The organism is Denitratisoma sp. (assembly GCA_032027165.1).
In the GTDB taxonomy this organism is placed as follows: Bacteria; Pseudomonadota; Gammaproteobacteria; order Burkholderiales; family Rhodocyclaceae; genus Desulfobacillus.
On sequence record JAVSMO010000001.1, the window covers coordinates 1,384,821 to 1,400,729 of the forward strand.

General features: G+C 67.4%; 17 protein-coding genes. 1 reads left to right on the plus strand and 16 read right to left on the minus strand.

Going from position 1 to position 15,909, the window contains the following annotated elements; genetic code table 11:
• Positions 1-149: 149 nt before the first annotated feature.
• The 15 genes from ROZ00_06810 to ROZ00_06880 form a co-directional block, all read right to left on the minus strand.
• On the minus strand, positions 150-509 hold the full coding sequence (locus ROZ00_06810; protein ID MDT3735915.1) for a hypothetical protein: 360 nt from the start codon (positions 507-509) through the stop codon (positions 150-152).
• Positions 510-780: 271 nt separating this feature from the next.
• Positions 781-1,956: a 4-hydroxybenzoate 3-monooxygenase gene (gene pobA, locus ROZ00_06815; GenBank protein ID MDT3735916.1), complete on the minus strand. Its 1,176-nt coding sequence runs from the start codon at positions 1,954-1,956 to the stop codon at positions 781-783.
• A gap of 28 nt (positions 1,957-1,984) precedes the next feature.
• Positions 1,985-2,824 carry a class III extradiol dioxygenase family protein gene (locus ROZ00_06820; GenBank protein ID MDT3735917.1) on the minus strand — a complete coding sequence of 280 codons (840 nt, stop codon included), beginning with the start codon at positions 2,822-2,824 and terminating at the stop codon, positions 1,985-1,987.
• Positions 2,825-2,826: 2 nt separating this feature from the next.
• The gene (locus ROZ00_06825) at positions 2,827-3,183 is read right to left on the minus strand and encodes a protocatechuate 4,5-dioxygenase subunit alpha (protein MDT3735918.1); all 357 of its coding nucleotides are present in this window, start codon (positions 3,181-3,183) and stop codon (positions 2,827-2,829) included.
• A gap of 10 nt (positions 3,184-3,193) precedes the next feature.
• Positions 3,194-4,183 carry an aldo/keto reductase gene (locus tag ROZ00_06830; protein MDT3735919.1) on the minus strand — a complete coding sequence of 330 codons (990 nt, stop codon included), beginning with the start codon at positions 4,181-4,183 and terminating at the stop codon, positions 3,194-3,196.
• 1 nt (position 4,184) lies between these two features.
• Complete coding sequence (locus ROZ00_06835) at positions 4,185-5,504, minus strand: TRAP transporter large permease (protein MDT3735920.1); 1,320 nt, start codon at positions 5,502-5,504, stop codon at positions 4,185-4,187.
• The gene (locus ROZ00_06840; GenBank protein ID MDT3735921.1) at positions 5,504-6,022 is read right to left on the minus strand and encodes a TRAP transporter small permease; all 519 of its coding nucleotides are present in this window, start codon (positions 6,020-6,022) and stop codon (positions 5,504-5,506) included. The genes ROZ00_06835 and ROZ00_06840 overlap by 1 nt, the downstream gene beginning before the upstream one ends.
• A 49-nt stretch (positions 6,023-6,071) precedes the next feature.
• Complete coding sequence (locus ROZ00_06845) at positions 6,072-7,103, minus strand: TRAP transporter substrate-binding protein (protein ID MDT3735922.1); 1,032 nt, start codon at positions 7,101-7,103, stop codon at positions 6,072-6,074.
• A 1,832-nt stretch (positions 7,104-8,935) separates the two neighbouring features.
• A complete protein-coding gene (ligA, locus tag ROZ00_06850; protein ID MDT3735923.1) occupies positions 8,936-9,325 on the minus strand; it encodes a protocatechuate 4,5-dioxygenase subunit alpha in 390 nt (129 codons plus the stop codon).
• A 1-nt stretch (position 9,326) separates the two neighbouring features.
• Entirely contained in the window at positions 9,327-10,208 is an 882-nt protein-coding gene (locus ROZ00_06855; GenBank protein MDT3735924.1) for an amidohydrolase family protein, read from the minus strand.
• A gap of 17 nt (positions 10,209-10,225) precedes the next feature.
• On the minus strand, positions 10,226-11,137 hold the full coding sequence (locus ROZ00_06860; protein ID MDT3735925.1) for a DUF1932 domain-containing protein: 912 nt from the start codon (positions 11,135-11,137) through the stop codon (positions 10,226-10,228).
• On the minus strand, positions 11,137-11,820 hold the full coding sequence (gene ligK, locus ROZ00_06865) for a 4-carboxy-4-hydroxy-2-oxoadipate aldolase/oxaloacetate decarboxylase (protein ID MDT3735926.1): 684 nt from the start codon (positions 11,818-11,820) through the stop codon (positions 11,137-11,139). The genes ROZ00_06860 and ligK overlap by 1 nt, the downstream gene beginning before the upstream one ends.
• 1 nt (position 11,821) lies before the next feature.
• On the minus strand, positions 11,822-12,862 hold the full coding sequence (locus tag ROZ00_06870) for an amidohydrolase family protein (protein ID MDT3735927.1): 1,041 nt from the start codon (positions 12,860-12,862) through the stop codon (positions 11,822-11,824).
• A 13-nt stretch (positions 12,863-12,875) separates the two neighbouring features.
• Positions 12,876-13,565, minus strand: a complete 690-nt coding sequence (locus ROZ00_06875) for a substrate-binding domain-containing protein (GenBank protein MDT3735928.1) — start codon at positions 13,563-13,565, stop codon at positions 12,876-12,878.
• Between the two features lie 56 nt (positions 13,566-13,621).
• A complete protein-coding gene (locus tag ROZ00_06880) occupies positions 13,622-14,575 on the minus strand; it encodes a LysR substrate-binding domain-containing protein (GenBank protein ID MDT3735929.1) in 954 nt (317 codons plus the stop codon).
• Positions 14,576-14,778: 203 nt separating this feature from the next.
• Between ROZ00_06880 and ROZ00_06885 the strand changes: the two genes are divergently transcribed.
• A complete protein-coding gene (locus ROZ00_06885) occupies positions 14,779-15,264 on the plus strand; it encodes a diguanylate cyclase (protein MDT3735930.1) in 486 nt (161 codons plus the stop codon).
• A gap of 15 nt (positions 15,265-15,279) precedes the next feature.
• Here the strand turns inward: ROZ00_06885 and yfcF are convergent, their stop codons facing one another.
• Positions 15,280-15,900, minus strand: a complete 621-nt coding sequence (gene yfcF, locus ROZ00_06890) for a glutathione transferase (GenBank protein MDT3735931.1) — start codon at positions 15,898-15,900, stop codon at positions 15,280-15,282.
• Positions 15,901-15,909 lie beyond the last annotated feature (9 nt).

A 15,909-nucleotide genomic window follows, 5' to 3' on the forward strand; every position in this document is an offset into this window, starting at 1 on the left:
GGGACTGACTTTTGAGGGTAGCACTGCATGTCGGCCGAAATAGACGTCTCCGCCACGCTAACCCGGTGAAGCGAAGGGATAGAAGTAATGCCCAATAGACCGTTTGCGTCCCGCCATGGCGCAAGAGGGTGAATCCGGCTCAGAGCGGCCTAACTTTGCCGCAGGTATGCTTTGGCAACTCGCCCTCCTTCATCGATCTCGAAGGTCAGCACCATATAGTCGGCAGCAGTGAGCGCCACGAAGTAATGGAGAGCGCGATCGGATTGTTGCTCCGGCTTGCCAAGCAACTTCAAGACGTCCTCACGCCGCATGCCGACATAGAGGCTCCGCTCAAGAATATCCCTGGCCATCGCTTCGCGTCGATATTTGTGGGCCCCCTGCCAATTCTCCGCGCTAAAGGTGGCAGGGGCCGAAGCGAAAATGCTCGACCATTCCGGAAAGGTCAGGTAAAGCACCCACACGATGAAACCCAGAAGGGCAGCGCCAAGCAATCTTTTTAGATAGGCCATTGACGAAGTCTACTTAATTTTTCGGCGGCCAAGGTCGGCTGTCCGCTAGCAAGCTCCTCCTTGCATTTTTTCGAGCGATCCGACCGTTTTGGGCGTACTCCAGCAACTCTGAGGAGCTTGCGCGGCAGAAGCGGTCGTTTGGACAGAACGGATTCAACACACGCAATCGGCCAGGAGCCGTCATTCCGAGGCCGCGCAGCGGAACCCGGAGTCCAATGTCTTTGTTCGAGCGTAGCTGCATTCCCGCCTCAGCGGGAATGACGGGGCATTTCTAATCCTCAAACGGCAACCCGACGTAGTTCTCCGCCAGGGTGGTGCGCCCGGCGAGGGAATGCACGACGTAGTCCAGCTCGGCATCGAGCGCGCGCTGCTCGAAGGGGTTGGTATCGGGGAAGGTATGCAGCAGCAGGGTCATCCACCAGGAGAAGCGCTCGGCCTTCCAGATGCGGCGCAGGCAGCGCGCCGAATAGTGGTCGATGCCGGCCTCGCTGCCCGAGTAGAACTCGATCAGGGCGCGCGACAGGGTGCGCACGTCGGTGGCGGCGAGGTTGAGGCCCTTGGCGCCGGTCGGCGGCACGATGTGGGCGGCATCGCCGGCGAGGAACAGGCGGCCGAAGCGCATCGGCTCGGCGACGAAGCTGCGCAGCGGGGCAATGCTCTTCTCGATCGACGGGCCGGTGACCAGCCGTCCGTTCGCCTGCGGGTCAAGGCGCCGGCGCAGCTCGTCCCAGAATTTGTCGTCGAACCAGTCTTCGACGCGCTCGGTCAGCGACACCTGCAGGTAATAGCGGCTGCGCGTGCGGGAGCGCATGCTGCACAGGGCGAAGCCGCGCGCGGTCTTGGCGTAGATCAGCTCTTCGGAGACCGGCGGCGTGTCGGAGAGCAGGCCGAGCCAGCCGAAGGGATAGACGCGCTCGAAGTTGGTGATGGCGGTCTTCGGCACGCTGGCGCGGCAGACGCCGTGGAAGCCGTCGCAGCCGGCGATGAAGTCGCATTCGATCTCGTGGTTCTGGCCGTCCTTGACGTAGCGCACGCGCGGCTTGTTCGTGTCGAAGTCGTGGATGCTGACGTCCTTCGCTTCGTACACCGATTTCAGCCCGGCCGCGGCGCGGGCCTGCATCAGGTCCTTGGTCAGCTCGGTCTGGCCGTACACCATCACGCGCTTGCCGCCGGTGAGGCCGGCCAGGTCGATGCGGTGACGCACCCCGCCGACGAGAAGCTCGAAGCCGTCGTGCGGCAGGCCCTCGGCATGCATGCGGGCGCCGACGCCGGCTTCGTCGAGGAGGTCGACGGCCACCTGCTCGAGCACGCCGGCGCGGATGCGGCCGAGCACGTATTCGGGCGTGTGCGCCTCGAGGATGACGGCGTCGATGCCGGCCTTGGCCAGGAGCTGGCCGAGGATGAGGCCGGAGGGTCCGGCACCGATGATGGCGACTTGCGTTCTCATGTTCAGTCTCTCTGTTGTTGTCGGGGCGCTAGATGCCCTCCATGGCCAGCAGGCCGGAGGCGGTGTTGGAAATCGGGACGTGGTAGTTGGCATGCACCTTCTGCACTTCGCCCAGCAGCGTGCCGCGCGCGGCGAGCCAGTTGAGCAGCTCGACGCCCTGGGTGCCGGTCAGCTCGACCAGGTCGAGGATGGAGTAGCGCGTCACCCAGAGCGGATCGGCGATCAGCTTCTCGAGGAACAGCAGGTCGAACTTCCTGTTGATGAAGCCGGCGCGCTGGCCGTCGAGCTGGTGCGACAGGCCGCCGGTGCCGATCACCACCACCTTTGCATCGGAATCCCACGACTCGACGGCGCGGCCGATGGCCTGGCCGAGCTTGAAGCAGCGCGCCGCCGTGGGCAGCGGGTGCTGCACGGTGTTGATGCACACCGGCACGGTGCGCACCGGGCAGGGATGCCGGTCCGGCCAGAGCAGCTCGAGCGGCAGGGTGAAGGCGTGGTCGACCACCATCTCCTGGCAGGTGACGAGGTCGAACTCCTCGCCGACCAGCGACTCGATCAGGTGCCAGGAGAGATCCAGGTCGCCCCGGTACGGCGGCAGGGTCGGGATGCCCCAGCCCTCGTCGGCGTTGCGGTACTCGGGCGCGGCGCCGATGGCGAAGGTCGGCTGCTTGTCGAGAAAGAAATTGAGGCCGTGGTCGTTGTAGATCACCACCGCCACGTCCGGAGCGACTTTCGCCAGCCAGTCGCGCACCGGCGGGAAGCCGTCGAAGAAGGGCTTCCAGTACGGGTCCTGCTGCAGGTTGTTGGCGATGGCCCGCCCGATGTAGGGGACGTGGGTGACGTTGACGGCGCCGACGATGCTTGCCATGACTATTTTCTCCCCGCCTCGACCAGTTTGGCCTTGAACTCGTCCTTGCTCATGCCGGTCTGCTGCGCGCCGATGTCCTGCATGTCGAGGCCGAAGATGCCGCCGAGCTTGGCGAGGTAATAGGCGTTGCCGCCGGCCTCGATCATCTGCAGCACGTTGAGGCTGCGCACGGCTTCGCGCTGCTGGGTGTTGAGGCCGAACTTCGCGCAGTAGGCGTCCTGGTCCTTGAGGAACTCGGCACGGTTCTCCGCTGAGTTGAAGGAAAAGCACATCTTGTTCAGCGCGTAGCCCTTGCGCGCCTGCTCCCCGTCGAACACCGTGGTGCCGGGGATCTCGCGCTTCGGTTTGCCCGAGGTCATCGTCTGTCTCCTAGAACGTTTCAGTGTCGATCTCCCTTTGCGTGGCCGCGTTGTAGCGCGGCCCCGCGACGCTCTGCTGGTTGATCAGCGCGTCCAGGCGGGCGACGATGCCGCCGTCGAGCCTGACTGAAGCACCCCCTGCGTTCTCGTCGAGATGCTCCGGCTGCCGGGTGCCGAGGATCGGCAGGATGTGCTCGCCCTTCGCCAGCAGCCAGGCGAGCGCGAGCTGGGCCGGCGTGCAGCCGGCATCGTCGGCGATGCGCCGGTACTCGGGCAGCAGCGCCAGGTTCTTCTCGTAGTTGGCCGGCTCGAAGCGCGGCATCTGGCGGCGGATGTCCTTCGCCTCGAGCTCGATGTCCGGGTCGCGCAGCCTGCACGTGAGGAAGGCGCGGGCGAGCGGGCTGAAGGCGACGAAGGCCGTGCCCAGCTCGCGGCAGGCCGCCAGCGTGGCGATCTCCGGGTTGCGCGTCCACAGCGAGTATTCCGACTGCAGCGCGGCGATCGGATGCACGGCGTGCGCCCGGCGCAGGGTGGCGGCGGAGACTTCCGAGAGCCCGATCATGCGCACCTTGCCCTCCTGCACCAGCCCGGCCAGCGCGCCGACGCTGTCCTCGATCGGCACCTGCCTGTCCCAGCGGTGCAGGTAGTAGAGGTCGATGACGTCCGTCTGCAGGCGCTGCAGGCTTTCCTCGCAGGTGCGTTTCAGCGTCTCCGGCCGGCCGTCGATGACGCGCTTGCCGTCCACCCCGGTCATGCCGCACTTGCTGGCGAGGAAGATCTTCTGCCGATGCGGCTTGAGCACCTTGCCGAGCAGCGACTCGTTCCTGCCGAAGCCGTACAGGGCAGCGGTGTCGAAGTGCGTGATGCCATGGTCGAGCGCGCGCAGCAGCAGCGCCGCGGCCTGCTCTTCCGACGGCGGCGTGCCGTAGGCGTGGCTGAGGTTCATGCAGCCGAGGCCGAGGGCGGAGACGTCGAAGGGGCCGATGCGCCGCTTTTCCATCTCAGATCCTCAGCACGAACAGGGTGATCGACGGGAAAGCCACCAGCAGGACGACGCGCAGCAGGTCGCTTACGACGAAGGGGGCGACGCCGCGGTAGGTGTCGCGGATGGGGATGTCCGGCGCCATCGACTGGATGACGAACAGGTTCATGCCCACCGGCGGGGTGATCAGGCCGACCTCGACGACGATCAGCACCAGGATGCCGAACCAGATCGCCATTTCTTCCGGCGGCAGGCCGAAGTCGAGCCCCGAGACCATCGGGAAGAAGATCGGGATGGTCAGCAGGATCATCGACAGCGAGTCCATGACGCAGCCGAAGACCAGGTAGAAGACCAGGATCGCCCACAGCACGGCGAAGGGGCTGAGGCCGAGGCTGCCGACCCAGGTGGCGAGTTCCTGCGGCAGCTGCGACAGGGCAAGGAAGGTGTTGTAGGCGGCGGCGCCGAGCACGATCATGAAGACCATGCCGGTGCCGCTTGCCGTGGCTTCGAAGGCGCGCTGCACCTTTGCGCGGTCGAGGCCGCCCTTCCACCAGGCCAGCAGGCCGGTGGCGACGGCGCCGACGGCGGCGCCCTCGGTCGGCGTGAAGATGCCCGTGTAGATGCCGCCGATGACGACGACGAAGATCACCACCACCGGCCAGACATCGCGCTGGGCGCGCAGCCGCTCCGGCCACGGCAGCGGCGCGAAGCGGTGGCCGCCCCATTGCGGCCGCAGGCGCACGACGATGCCGATCACCAGCATGTAGCCGAGCGCCGCCAGGATGCCGGGAACGAAGGCGGCGGCGAACATCTTGGCGATGTTCTGCTCGGCGAGGATGGCGTAGATCACCAGCACGATCGAGGGCGGGATGAGGATGCCGAGCGTGCCGCCGGCCGCCAGCGCGCCGCTGGCGAGCCCGCCCTCGTAGCCGGCGCGGCGCAGTTCGGGCAGCGCCACCTGGCCCATCGTCGCCGCGGTGGCGAGCGAGGAGCCGCAGATCGAACCGAAACCGGCGCAGGCGCCGATGGCCGCCATCGCCACGCCGCCCTTGCGGTGGCCGAGCAGGGCCTCGCCCGCCTTGAACAGCGCCTGCGACATGCCGCCGAGCGAGGCGAACTGGCCCATCAGCAGGAACAGCGGCACGATGGACAGCGAGTGGCTGGAGAAGGTGCTGTAGGCCAGCGTCTTCATCTGGTTGAGCAGCGGGCCAAGGCTGCCATAGACCAGCCAGGAGCCGGCGAGCCCGAGCGCCAGCATCGACAGGCCGATCGGCACGCGCAGGAAGATCAGCAGCAGCAGCGCGGGGAAGGACCAGGCGGCGAGGGTCAGCGGATCCATCAATGCGCCCCCTCTTCCGCCGTGAAACCTTGCGGGCGCGCGGCCAGGCCGAGCGTCTCGAGCAGCCGCCAGGCATAGGCCAGGCAGCCGAGCACGCCCGGCACGAAGGAGGCGGCATAGCCCCACCAGACCGGCATCTGCAGGATGAAGCTGACCTCGCCGTTCTCGCGATACTCCAGCATGGCCAGTCCCATGCGCCAGACCAGGAGCAGCCAGACGCCGAACATCAGCGCGTCGCCGAGGATCTCCAGAAAACGGCGCAGCGCAGCCGGATAGGCATGCCAGAACATCGCCACATGGGCATGCGCGCGCTTGAGGTGGCACCAGGGCAGGAAGCAGAAGACGGCGAGCGCGGTGCCGGCCTCGACGAGTTCGAAGTCGCCGGGAACGGGACCGAGGCCGGCGAAGCTGAGCGCGCGGCCGGCGATGCTGAAGACGCTCATGGCGGCCAGCAGGGCCAGCACGAAGGCGCCGAACCAGGCCATCCGGCGGCTGGTGTCGTAGATGAACTTGCTCATGGAGGAAACGCCGGCCGGCCGCCGCTTCGACGGCCGGCCGGCTGCAGGATCACTTCTTCTTCGAATGCTTCGCGATCAGCGCCTCGGCTTCTTCCGCCAGCTTCGGACCGTCGATGCCCTTGCTGCCCACTTCCTTGTACCAGACGGCACGCACGCCGGAGGCGGTGCGGCGCCAGGTCTGGGTCTCGGCGGCGTCGAGCATGTGGATCTTGTTGCCGGCCTTCTGCGCCAGCGACAGGCCGACCTTGTCGCCCTCGTCCATGGCGCGACCGAACAGCGCCGCCGTCTCGATGCCGCTGTTGGCGTCGATCACCTTCTTCAGGTCGGCCGGCAGCTTGTCGTAGGCGCCCTTGTTCATCGCCACCACGAAGGTCTGGGTGTACAGGCCCTGGTCGCCGGCGAAGCCGGTGTGGTTCTTGACGATCTGCTGCACCTTCAGCGCCGGCGTCACTTCCCAGGGAATCGTCGTGGCGCTGATGACGCCCTTGGAGAGCGCCTCGCCGACGGCCGGCACCGGCATGCCGACCGGCGTGGCGCCGAGCTGCTCGAGCATGATGTTGATGACGCGCGAGCCGCCGCGCACCTTCATGCCCTTCATGTCCTCGAGCCTGGTGATCGGGTCCTTGCTGTGGATGAGGCCGGGGCCGTGCACGTGCACCGCGATGACCTTGACGTCCTTGAACTCGTCCATGGCGTGCTTCTCGACGAACTCCTGGAAGGCGCGCGAGGCCGGCTCGGCGAGGCCGCTGCTGAACGGCAGTTCGAACACTTCGGTCTTCGGGAAGCGTCCCGGCGTGTAGCCGAGCACGGTCCACACGATGTCGGCGACGCCGTTCTTGGCCTGGTCGTACAGTTCGGGCGGCTTGCCGCCGAGCTGCATGCTGGGGAACAGCTGCACCTTGATGCGGCCGCCGCTCTCCTTCTCGACCTTCTGCGCCCACGGCGTAATGGCCTTGGCCGGGATCGTCGCCTGCGGCGGCAGGAACTGGTGGAAGCGCAGGGTCACGTCGGCGGCGTGCGCCAGGGGTGCGGCGCCGGCAAGCAGGGCGGCCGCGAGGATGCTTCTCAGGCTGGTTTTCATGGTCATCTCTCCTCTCTTGTGGTTAACGCTGAAGCTGCTGTTCGAGCATGTGCAGCGTGCGGTAGCAGGGCMKSWCYYKYRYMMMSMTCKMRWTSKGTWYRMGMSMYWSRCSSATSRCKSCRMMSAAYKCKSSGYSMTGMAGYYSSRWKSCGYYSRTMRWYWCRKSCAYYKWMSAYMYRKSRRYSMWSWYGYYYTYGSMSWYMWYYAGGKMRYSRKMKYSGSSSMTRWWKGWGSYSSKRTYSMCSRWGTRSCGGMRRMAGKTGCCGWKSKKGCYGKYGWWGWTRRASSRYRRSGMCASYGYKMMSRGSGSKYMSSWSYYYRRCKYCMRCTRKMTYSASATKYMYMKSRYRRTKSCSMRRGWSSKWYRKAYYSGCMCSWKCAKSRYRTKGRSMKSKMYSRTKYSRSYKCMSSWSWKCCWSGSRMRCWSKTYKACKGWGWSGSYGGCKYRRKRCCWSARSWSSKRGTYSGYCYWKYWSYKSRRCKRRSYCMGSRYGKWSMTSWWKSKRSKKCKSRWKRAGWAGRTCWRMRMKKMCAWSYKSYKKMWGSSRMWWWCRYYSKMCSRKRYYKYCYYKKRYAGYCWSKSRWRGCWSRRSKTKRAGMKKSRCSTSTRSSCKSACRWSSYRASMAGSCYRSYCKCSKWMWGCRRSKCMGCMWCCKYSWMGSMSWCMTWSARCKWSTMKGSSRSSGKGRKCWCYRYSYRMACKKGSKYKMSKGCKYWMRSSMACKKKRTSSMMYRSSYSGSRKSCRWYKRSRWSSRMGYSMWYMKGMTCRCSRYMKCGRMSKYCYKRMRMGCYAKKSWMKCGGCKMRKKMRSTGGSRACGYRGCMGRKSSMGTWSWTSKMGRYYACCKMCKRSKKYKYRRYSCKSWCGMRGSCGRWYASYSMSAMCAMCTCSAMGCYKYSGRYCAKSYTKRWCGYSYYKRSKTSYTYGATRCMRWMGGYCSCGRSYSCGRSSMSSGCRWMYKWWRYGRKKWKGSCMRYWWTKSKKYCWCYWGGRWYARMTSKSCCAYGRYGSKKWTSSKSGYYGRGACRYKMWASAWKCGMWKSSMCMYKWYSGGYKMYWKRKTGGYWMWYYCGYYKMYMMYSGCMSSKSRKGCGRTSMGYMRMAYSWCCASYTMGRTKCSMTMSSMRCCWSYCWYKYRYMYRYRSTYGMTGTSCGSMATSKSCGAMRRSCSSKMSKKWKYKKSGMKSAGKMRKYSRMSGMMKRSGRYKKMKARYWMKCRATYGMYGAGGCCGGCGCGCGGCCCCTGCAGCTGGTGGCTCATGCCGCCGGTGCCCCACACCTGCACCTTGAGGGGCGCGTCGTAGGATTCGACCGCCTTGCGGATGGCGCGGCCGAGGGCGAAGCAGCGGCGGCCCGAGGGGACCGGATACTGCACCACGTTCACCGCGAAGGGGATCACCGGGCAGGGCCATTCCGACGGCTGGCCGAACATCAGCGACAGCGGCACGGTGAGGCCGTGGTCGACGTCCATCTTGTTGACGATGGTCAGGTCGAAGTCGTCCTGGATCACCGACTGGGCGATGTGGGCGGCCAGCTCCGGGTGCCCCTTCACCACCGGCACCGGGCGCGGGCCCCAGCCCTCGTCGGCCGGCCTGAACTCCGCCGCGCAGCCGATGGCGAAGGTCGGGATCATCTCCAGGCTGAAGGCCGTGGCATGGTCGTTGTAGACGAGGAAGATGACGTCGGGCGTGTTGGCCTTCATCCAGGCCTTGGAGGGCTCGTAGCCGGCGAACACCTTCTGCCAGTAAGGCTCGCCGGTCTTGCCGAGATCGAGCGCGGCGCCGATGGCCGGCACGTGGGACGTATAGACGCTGGCGGTGATCCTCGCGCTCATTTCTTCTCCCCGATATAGCGGTTGCCCTCGATGGAGCGGCCGCCGGAAATCATCATGTCGCGGTATTCCTCCTCGCTCATGCCGGTCATGCTGCCGGCCATCTGCTGGAAGCTCTTGCCGTCGGTGGCGCCGATCTTGGCGAGGAAGTAGATGTTGCCGCCTAGGCGAATGCACCAGTTCAGGTCGCGCGCCAGCACGGCCTGCTTCTGCTCTTCCGTCATCGGCCACTCGTCGAGGTAGGCGCGCTCGTCCGCCTTGAAGCGGGCGCGGTTCTCGGGCTTCATCAGCGACATGCAGAACTGGTTGAGGTGGTAGCCCTTGCGCGACTGGTCCGCGTCGAAGATGGTCGTGCCGGGGATGTCCTTGTAGGGTTTTTCCAGGGCCATTTCAGTTTTCCTCCGGCCAGTAGAGCCGCATGGGATTGCCGACCAGCAGCCTGCGCTGCAGTTCGGGCGTGACGGCGATCTTCGGCAGGAAATCCACCAGCCCGCCGTCGTCGGGCATGTGGCCCTTCAGGTTCGGGTGCGGCCAGTCGGTGCCCCACAGCACGCGGTCGGGGAAATCCTCGACGATGCGCTTCGCGAAAGGCACCACGTCATCGTAGCCTGGCGGCCCCGATTTCGACAGCCGTTCCGGGCAGCTCACCTTGGACCAGACATTGGGGTGCTCGCGCAGGAGCCGCCTGAACAGCGCGAACTCCGGGCCATCGGCCGGCTTCGCCACGTCGGGCCGGCCCATGTGGTCGACCACCACGGCGGTCGGCAGCGCGGTGAAGAAGTCCCACAGCTCCGGCAGATCCTGCGCCTCGAAGTACACCACCACGTGCCAGCCGAGCGGCGCGATGCGGCCGGCGATCTCCATCAGCACCTCCTTCGGCGTGAAGTCCACCAGGCGCCGGAGGAAATTGAAGCGCACGCCGCGCACGCCGGCATTGTGCATCGCCTGCAGCACGTCGTCGGTCACGTCGCGGCTCACCGAAGCGACGCCGCGCGCCCGGCCCTGCGAATGCAGCAGCGCATCGACCATGGCGCGATTGTCGTTGCCGTGGCAGGTGGCCTGCACGACGACGTTGCGCGAGAAACCGAGGAAGTCGCGCAGGGCGAAGAGCTGGTCCTTCGAAGCGTCGCAGGGCGTGTACTTGCGTTCCGGCGCGAAGGGGAACTGCGCCGCCGGGCCGAAGACGTGGCAATGCGCGTCGACGGCGCCGGCCGGCACTCTGAAGGCGGGCTTCGAGGGGTTGGGGTGGAAGGGCAGCCAGTCGGGGTCCATGGGTCTCTCGGTCAGGATTACTTTTCGGCTGCCGCAAGAATGCGGTCGGCGTCTGCGCGCCAATCCTTGCGGGGCGCGTTGCGGTCGTCGAACAGCCCGGCATCGGCGAGGTCGGCCATCCAGGCCTGGCGCTCGGCGGTGCCGGCGGCGGACCAGGGTTCCAGCCCCGCCTCGCGCACGGTCTGCGCCGCTTCGCGCATCTCCTCGGCGCGGCGGCGGCCGTGCTGGATGACTCTCTGGAAGAAATAGGCGCCCTGCTTCTCCCAGTCGATGCCGGGGAAGGTCTCGGCGAGCGAGGCCAGCACCGCGTCCTCGACCCCGTAGGCGCGCGCGGCGGTGAAGCTCTCGATGACCATGGCTTCCAGGCCCTTGATCATCACGCTGCGGCACATCTTGGTGGCCGAGGCGACGCCGAGCTTCGCCGAGGCGACCCTGGCGTCGAAGCCGAGCACGCCGAGATGCCCTTCGAGCGCCGCGGCGTGCGGCCCGCCGAGCAGCAACGGCACGCGGATGCGATAGGGCGGGATGGAGGTCATCACCGCACCCTCGACATAGCGCCCGCCGGCGGCGTCGACCAGGCCGGCCGCCTCGATCTTGGCGGCGGGCGAGGCCGAGTTGAAATCGAGGAAGAAGGCGCCGCCCTTGAGCGCGGGCGCGCAGGCCGCGGCGGCGGCAACCGTCTGGCTCGCGGTGACGGCGGAGATCACCAGGTCGGCGCCGGCGACGGCTTCCGAATGCGAACCGGACAGGCTCACGCCATGGTCCGCCGCGTGTCGGCGCATCGCCGCACCGGCGCCGTCGCCGGCCTTGAGGTCGCAGGCGGCCACGGCGAGGCCGATCTTGCGCAGGTCTTCGGCCAGGATCTGCCCGACCTCGCCATAGCCGACGAGGGCGAATGTCCAGTGCAGGGAGGGCGCGGGCAGGGTCATCAGTCGATGTATTTCAAGCCGGCCTTGGCCAGCGCCGGGCGCATGTCATACATGTCGAGGCCGAGCACGCCGGCAGCGAGTTTTTCCCGCTTGACGCCTTCGTTGTCTTCGCGCGCCGCGGCAGCCTCCAGCGTCTTCGCCGCCAGCGCGCGCGGCACGCAGACGACGCCGTCGTCGTCGGCGACGATCACGTCGCCCGGATTGACCAGCTGGCCGGCGCACACCACCGGGATGTTCACCGAGCCGAGCGTCGCCTTGATGGTGCCCTTGGCGCTGATGCACTTGCTCCACACCGGRAARTTCATTTCCGTCAGKGTGCGAACGTCGCGCACGCCGGCGTCGATCACCAGCGCGCGGGCGCCGCGCGCCATGAAGCTGGTGGCCAGCAGGTCGCCGAAGTAGCCGTCGSTGCACTCGGCGCTGATCGCCGCGACGACGATGTCGCCGGGSCGGATCTGCTCGGCGACGACGTGCATCATCCAGTTGTCGCCGGGRTGCAGCAGCACGGTSACSGCGGTGCCCGASACCTGGGCRCCGGCGTAGATCGGCCGCATGTACGGYTTCAKCAGGCCGACGCGGCCCATCGCCTCGTGCACSGTGGCCGAGCCGAARCGSRCCAGCGCATCGGCCGTGGCCGGGTCGGTGCGTTCGATGYTGCGGTAGACGACGCCMAGTTCGTACATGTCACTTYCCYYTYGCTTTSARKGCSGCGTCGAGGCGCGGGTAGACGCGGCGGGCGTTGCCCTCGTAGACCTTGTRGCGGTCCTCCGCCGARAGGTTCAGCGTCGCCTCGATGTAGCGCTTGGTGTCGTCGTAGTTGTGGCCGGTCTCGGGGTCGACGCCCTTGACGGCGCCGATCATCTCCGAGGCGAACAGGATGTTGTCCACCGGGATCACCTTCGTCAGCAGGTCGATGCCCGGCTGGTGGTACACGCAGGTGTCGAAGAAGACGTTGTTGAGCAGGTGGTCCTTCAGCAGCGGCTTCTTCAGCTCTTGCGCCAGTCCGCGGTAGCGACCCCAGTGGTAGGGCGCGGCGCCGCCGCCGTGCGGGACGACGAACCTCAGGTCCGGGAAGTCCCTGAACAGGTCGCCCTGGATCAGCTGCATCACCGCCGTGGTGTCGGCATTGATGTAGTGCGCGCCGGTGGTGTGGAAGCAGGCGTTGCAGCTCGTGCTGACGTGGATCATCGCCGGGATGCGGTGCTCGACCATCTTCTCGTAGATCGGGTACCAGTGGCGGTCGGTGAGCGGCGGCGAGGTCCAGTGGCCGCCGGAGGGATCGGGGTTGAGGTTGAGGGCGACGAAGCCGTACTCCCTGACGCACTTCTCCAGCTCGGGAATGCAGGTCTTCGGGTCGACGCCGGGCGACTGCGGCAGCATGGCGCAGCCGATGAAGTTGTCCGGGAAGAGCTGCGAGACGCGGAAGCACAGTTCGTTGCAGATCGCCGCCCAGGCGGAACTGACTTTGAAGTCGCCGATATGGTGGGCCATGAAGCTGGCGCGCGGCGAGAAGACGGTGAGGTCGGAGCCGCGCTCCTTCATCTGGCGCAGCTGGTTGTTTTCGATGCTCTCGCGCAGCTCGTCGTCGCCGATCTTCAGTTCGGCAGCCTTCGGCATCTGCGCCGGGTCCTGGATGCCGGCGCTCAGTGCTGTTATTTGGCGGTTGCGCCATTCTTCCAGCGCCTTTGGCGCGGTGGTGTAGTGGCCGTGGATGTCGATGATCACGATTTTCTCCCGTTCACGCCGGTTCCATGCCGTGGCGGCGCTTGGCGTCGTCGGCGGCCGGCGAATGCATGAAGTCGATCAGCTCGCGCACCGCCTCGGGCTGGGCCGAGGCGGCGCAGAGGCCGGCCGAGAAGACGCTGACGATTTCGCAGCCGGGCGGCATCGGGCCGAGCACGTCGATGCCGGGCACGTTCATCATTTCGCTGTACTGCTGGAAGCCGAGCGCGACCGTGCCGTCCGCCACCAGCTTGCCGACCGGCACGCCGGGCGGCGCCTGCACGATGCGCGGGCGCAACGCGTCGAGGAGGCCCCAGCGCTCGAGCAGCTTGAGCAACGCCGTGCCGCTCGGGCCGGTGGAATGGCCGATGCTGGGCGCGGCCAGCACGGCGCGCTTCAGGGCTTCTTCGGAAGAGACATCCGGCCGCGGCGCGCCTGCGCGGACGGCGATCGCCACGCCCGAGCGCACCAGCGCGGCCTGGCTGCCGGCCACCACGCGCCCCGTGGCGGCGAGCTTCTCCAGCGCGTCGGCGTCGAGCACCGCCAGGTCGATGGCTTCGCCGGCCTGCACCCGCTTCGCGGCATCCACGCCGCCGACCGACTCGAAGGCGACGTCGACGCCGCTGCGCGCGCGAAAGACGCCGGCCAGTTCGGCCAGCACCAGGCGCGTCGCCATCGAGGAGATGCCGTGGAGGCGGAGGGTCATGGGGACGATTCTCCCCACCCGCCTGGCCCCCGCCTAGGTGCGGGGGGCGCTATCAGTTATCGCAATTTGTTATGGGAAGGCGGACTCTGCGCCTTGCCGGTCGCCGTCACCAGCTCGCGCAGCATGCGGAAGACGTGCCGGGAGAGGGGCGTCGCCGGCTTGTGCGCCGACACCGCCAGGCACAGCGTGCTGGTCAGGCGCGGCTCGACGATCGGCCGCAGCCGGAAAGCCGCCGCGTTGCCCGAGGCGGCCAGCGCCGAGGGCGTCAGCACGGCATGGCCGTGGCCGGCGCGCACCAGGTCGAGAATCGACTGCACGCTGGAAACCTCGAGCGAGACGCCCAGCTTGTGGCCGGCCAGCGCCGCCTGGGTCTCCAGCAGCTTGCGGATGGCGTGGGTGCGCTCGGGCAGGATGAGCGGCAGGCGCGTCAGTTCCGCCAGCGTCGCCGTGCCGCGGAGACTGACTTTCTTCGCGCCTCCCTTCGCGGCACCCTTCCCCGCCGGGCTGACCAGCCCGAGCGGCTCCTCCAGCACCGGCGTCACCTCCAGCGCCGGCTGCGGCTCCGGGTTGTGCAGCAGACCGATGTCCACCCGGCCGGTGGAGATCCACTCCGCCAGGTGCGCCGACAGCCCCTCGACGATGGTCAGGCGCGCCTTCGGCAGCGCGCGGCGGAAACCTTCCACCAGCGGCAGGGTCAGCAGCCGCCCCATGCTCGGCGGCAGGCCGACGACGATGCGCCCGGACGGCACGTCGCGCGAGGCCTCGATGTCCTCGCGCACGCGCGACACCAGCTGCAGGATGCCGACGCTGTGGTCGAACAGCCGCTTGCCGGCCTCGGTCAGCACCACGCCGCGGCCGTTGCGCATCAGCAGCGTGACGTGCAGGTCGGTCTCCAGCAGGCGGACTTGCCGGGACAATGCCGGCTGGGCGATGTTGAGGATCACCGCCGCCTTGCTGAAGCTGCCCAATTCGGCGACGGCGACGAAGTATTCGAGTTGCTTGAGGTTCATGGCGCGGCCCCGTTCCGGGCTTCCCATAACAAAACGCGATAGCCATGGTACCAGCATCGCGCCGGCCGGAACGACAGGCCATGCCCCGGTTCGCGGCAGAGCAATGTATTACGGCGTGCTGAATTTAAATTGCATCCATCCGGAATGTAGCCTATAAGCATAAATAGGGGACGGCAATTCGCAAGACCGTCCAGGAGAGACGCATGCCCCAGCAAGACCTCGCCCTACGCGAGAAATTCCTCTTCACGCTGGAGTGGCTGCTGGCGGTCACCCACCGCTATACCAACCATGTCCGCTTCGGCTTGGTCCATGTCAACTTCGCCAACCACCGGGTTCTGGGCGACATGTTCGGCGCCCAGGAGGCCTCGCACAAGCTCGACGCGACTCTGCTCTCCATGAGGAAGGCGTTCCGCAAGACGGACCTGGTGGTGCGCGACGGCGTCGATTTCTGGATACTGGCGCCCTACACGGAGACCAACGGCAAGCTCGCCGACAAGATCAGGGACATCATCGAGATCGCTTCGCAAAGCGGCCTCGAGATCGTCGAGCGCGACATCTCGTTTTTCTCGCTGCCCCTTGAAGAATCCGAACTGGATGAAAACTGCTCGGCAGCGGAATTTCTTGCCTACCTGAAGAACAATCACATCGCGCTCGCCAGCCGCATCATTTCCTGTCCGCCGGTCGAGTAAACCGATACCGGCGATTCAGGCGTCCCGCTTCAACCACGCCTGCACCGACGGCCGCGCCCATTGCGCCTCGACGTAGCGCTTCAGGTTCTCCGGCACGGGATCGCCGTTGGCGACGAGCCGGTTGAGGGTGAGGGCCAGTTCGGCGTCGGCGATGCACCAGTCGCCGAAAAGCTGGCCGGTGCCCTCGCCCAGCAGGCTGGCGGCGACGCGGACGAGCTTGTCGGCGGCGGCACGGCCGGCCTCGCTGAGCGGCTTGTCCACCGGCGCCTTGAAGATCACGGTGGTCGGCCGCTCCTCGCGCAGGGCCGTCAGGTCGCTGCGGATCCAGGCCTGCAGCTGGCGGGCGCGGGCGCGCTGCCTCGCGTCGGCCGGCAGGACCGGCGGCGAGGGGAAGACGTCTTCGAGGTACTCGATGATCGCCGAGGACTCGGCCAGCGCGAAGTCGCCATGCAGCAGCGCCGGCACCTTGCCGGTGAGGGTGAGGTGTTCGTAGCCGGCCTCGTGGTGCTGCTTCGCCGCGAGGTCGACGGTCTTCAGCGCGAAGGGCAGCCGCTTCTCCTTCAACGCGACGAAGGCCCACATGGCGTAGGGGCTGACCCAGTTGCTGTCGATGTAGAGGGTAAGCTGGTCGTTCATGGTTTGATT

Bases quoted from the DNA above. Each gene is read 5' to 3' on its own strand.
- ROZ00_06810 (MDT3735915.1), bottom strand. From the start codon at position 509: ATGGCCTATCTAAAAAGATTGCTTGGCGCTGCCCTTCTGGGTTTCATC.
- pobA (MDT3735916.1), bottom strand. From the start codon at position 1,956: ATGAGAACGCAAGTCGCCATCATCGGTGCCGGACCCTCCGGCCTCATC.
- ROZ00_06820 (MDT3735917.1), bottom strand. From the start codon at position 2,824: ATGGCAAGCATCGTCGGCGCCGTCAACGTCACCCACGTCCCCTACATC.
- ROZ00_06825 (MDT3735918.1), bottom strand. From the start codon at position 3,183: ATGACCTCGGGCAAACCGAAGCGCGAGATCCCCGGCACCACGGTGTTC.
- ROZ00_06830 (MDT3735919.1), bottom strand. From the start codon at position 4,183: ATGGAAAAGCGGCGCATCGGCCCCTTCGACGTCTCCGCCCTCGGCCTC.
- ROZ00_06835 (MDT3735920.1), bottom strand. From the start codon at position 5,504: ATGGATCCGCTGACCCTCGCCGCCTGGTCCTTCCCCGCGCTGCTGCTG.
- ROZ00_06840 (MDT3735921.1), bottom strand. From the start codon at position 6,022: ATGAGCAAGTTCATCTACGACACCAGCCGCCGGATGGCCTGGTTCGGC.
- ROZ00_06845 (MDT3735922.1), bottom strand. From the start codon at position 7,103: ATGAAAACCAGCCTGAGAAGCATCCTCGCGGCCGCCCTGCTTGCCGGC.
- ligA (MDT3735923.1), bottom strand. From the start codon at position 9,325: ATGGCCCTGGAAAAACCCTACAAGGACATCCCCGGCACGACCATCTTC.
- ROZ00_06855 (MDT3735924.1), bottom strand. From the start codon at position 10,208: ATGGACCCCGACTGGCTGCCCTTCCACCCCAACCCCTCGAAGCCCGCC.
- ROZ00_06860 (MDT3735925.1), bottom strand. From the start codon at position 11,137: ATGACCCTGCCCGCGCCCTCCCTGCACTGGACATTCGCCCTCGTCGGC.
- ROZ00_06875 (MDT3735928.1), bottom strand. From the start codon at position 13,565: ATGACCCTCCGCCTCCACGGCATCTCCTCGATGGCGACGCGCCTGGTG.
- ROZ00_06880 (MDT3735929.1), bottom strand. From the start codon at position 14,575: ATGAACCTCAAGCAACTCGAATACTTCGTCGCCGTCGCCGAATTGGGC.
- ROZ00_06885 (MDT3735930.1), top strand. From the start codon at position 14,779: ATGCCCCAGCAAGACCTCGCCCTACGCGAGAAATTCCTCTTCACGCTG.
- yfcF (MDT3735931.1), bottom strand. From the start codon at position 15,900: ATGAACGACCAGCTTACCCTCTACATCGACAGCAACTGGGTCAGCCCC.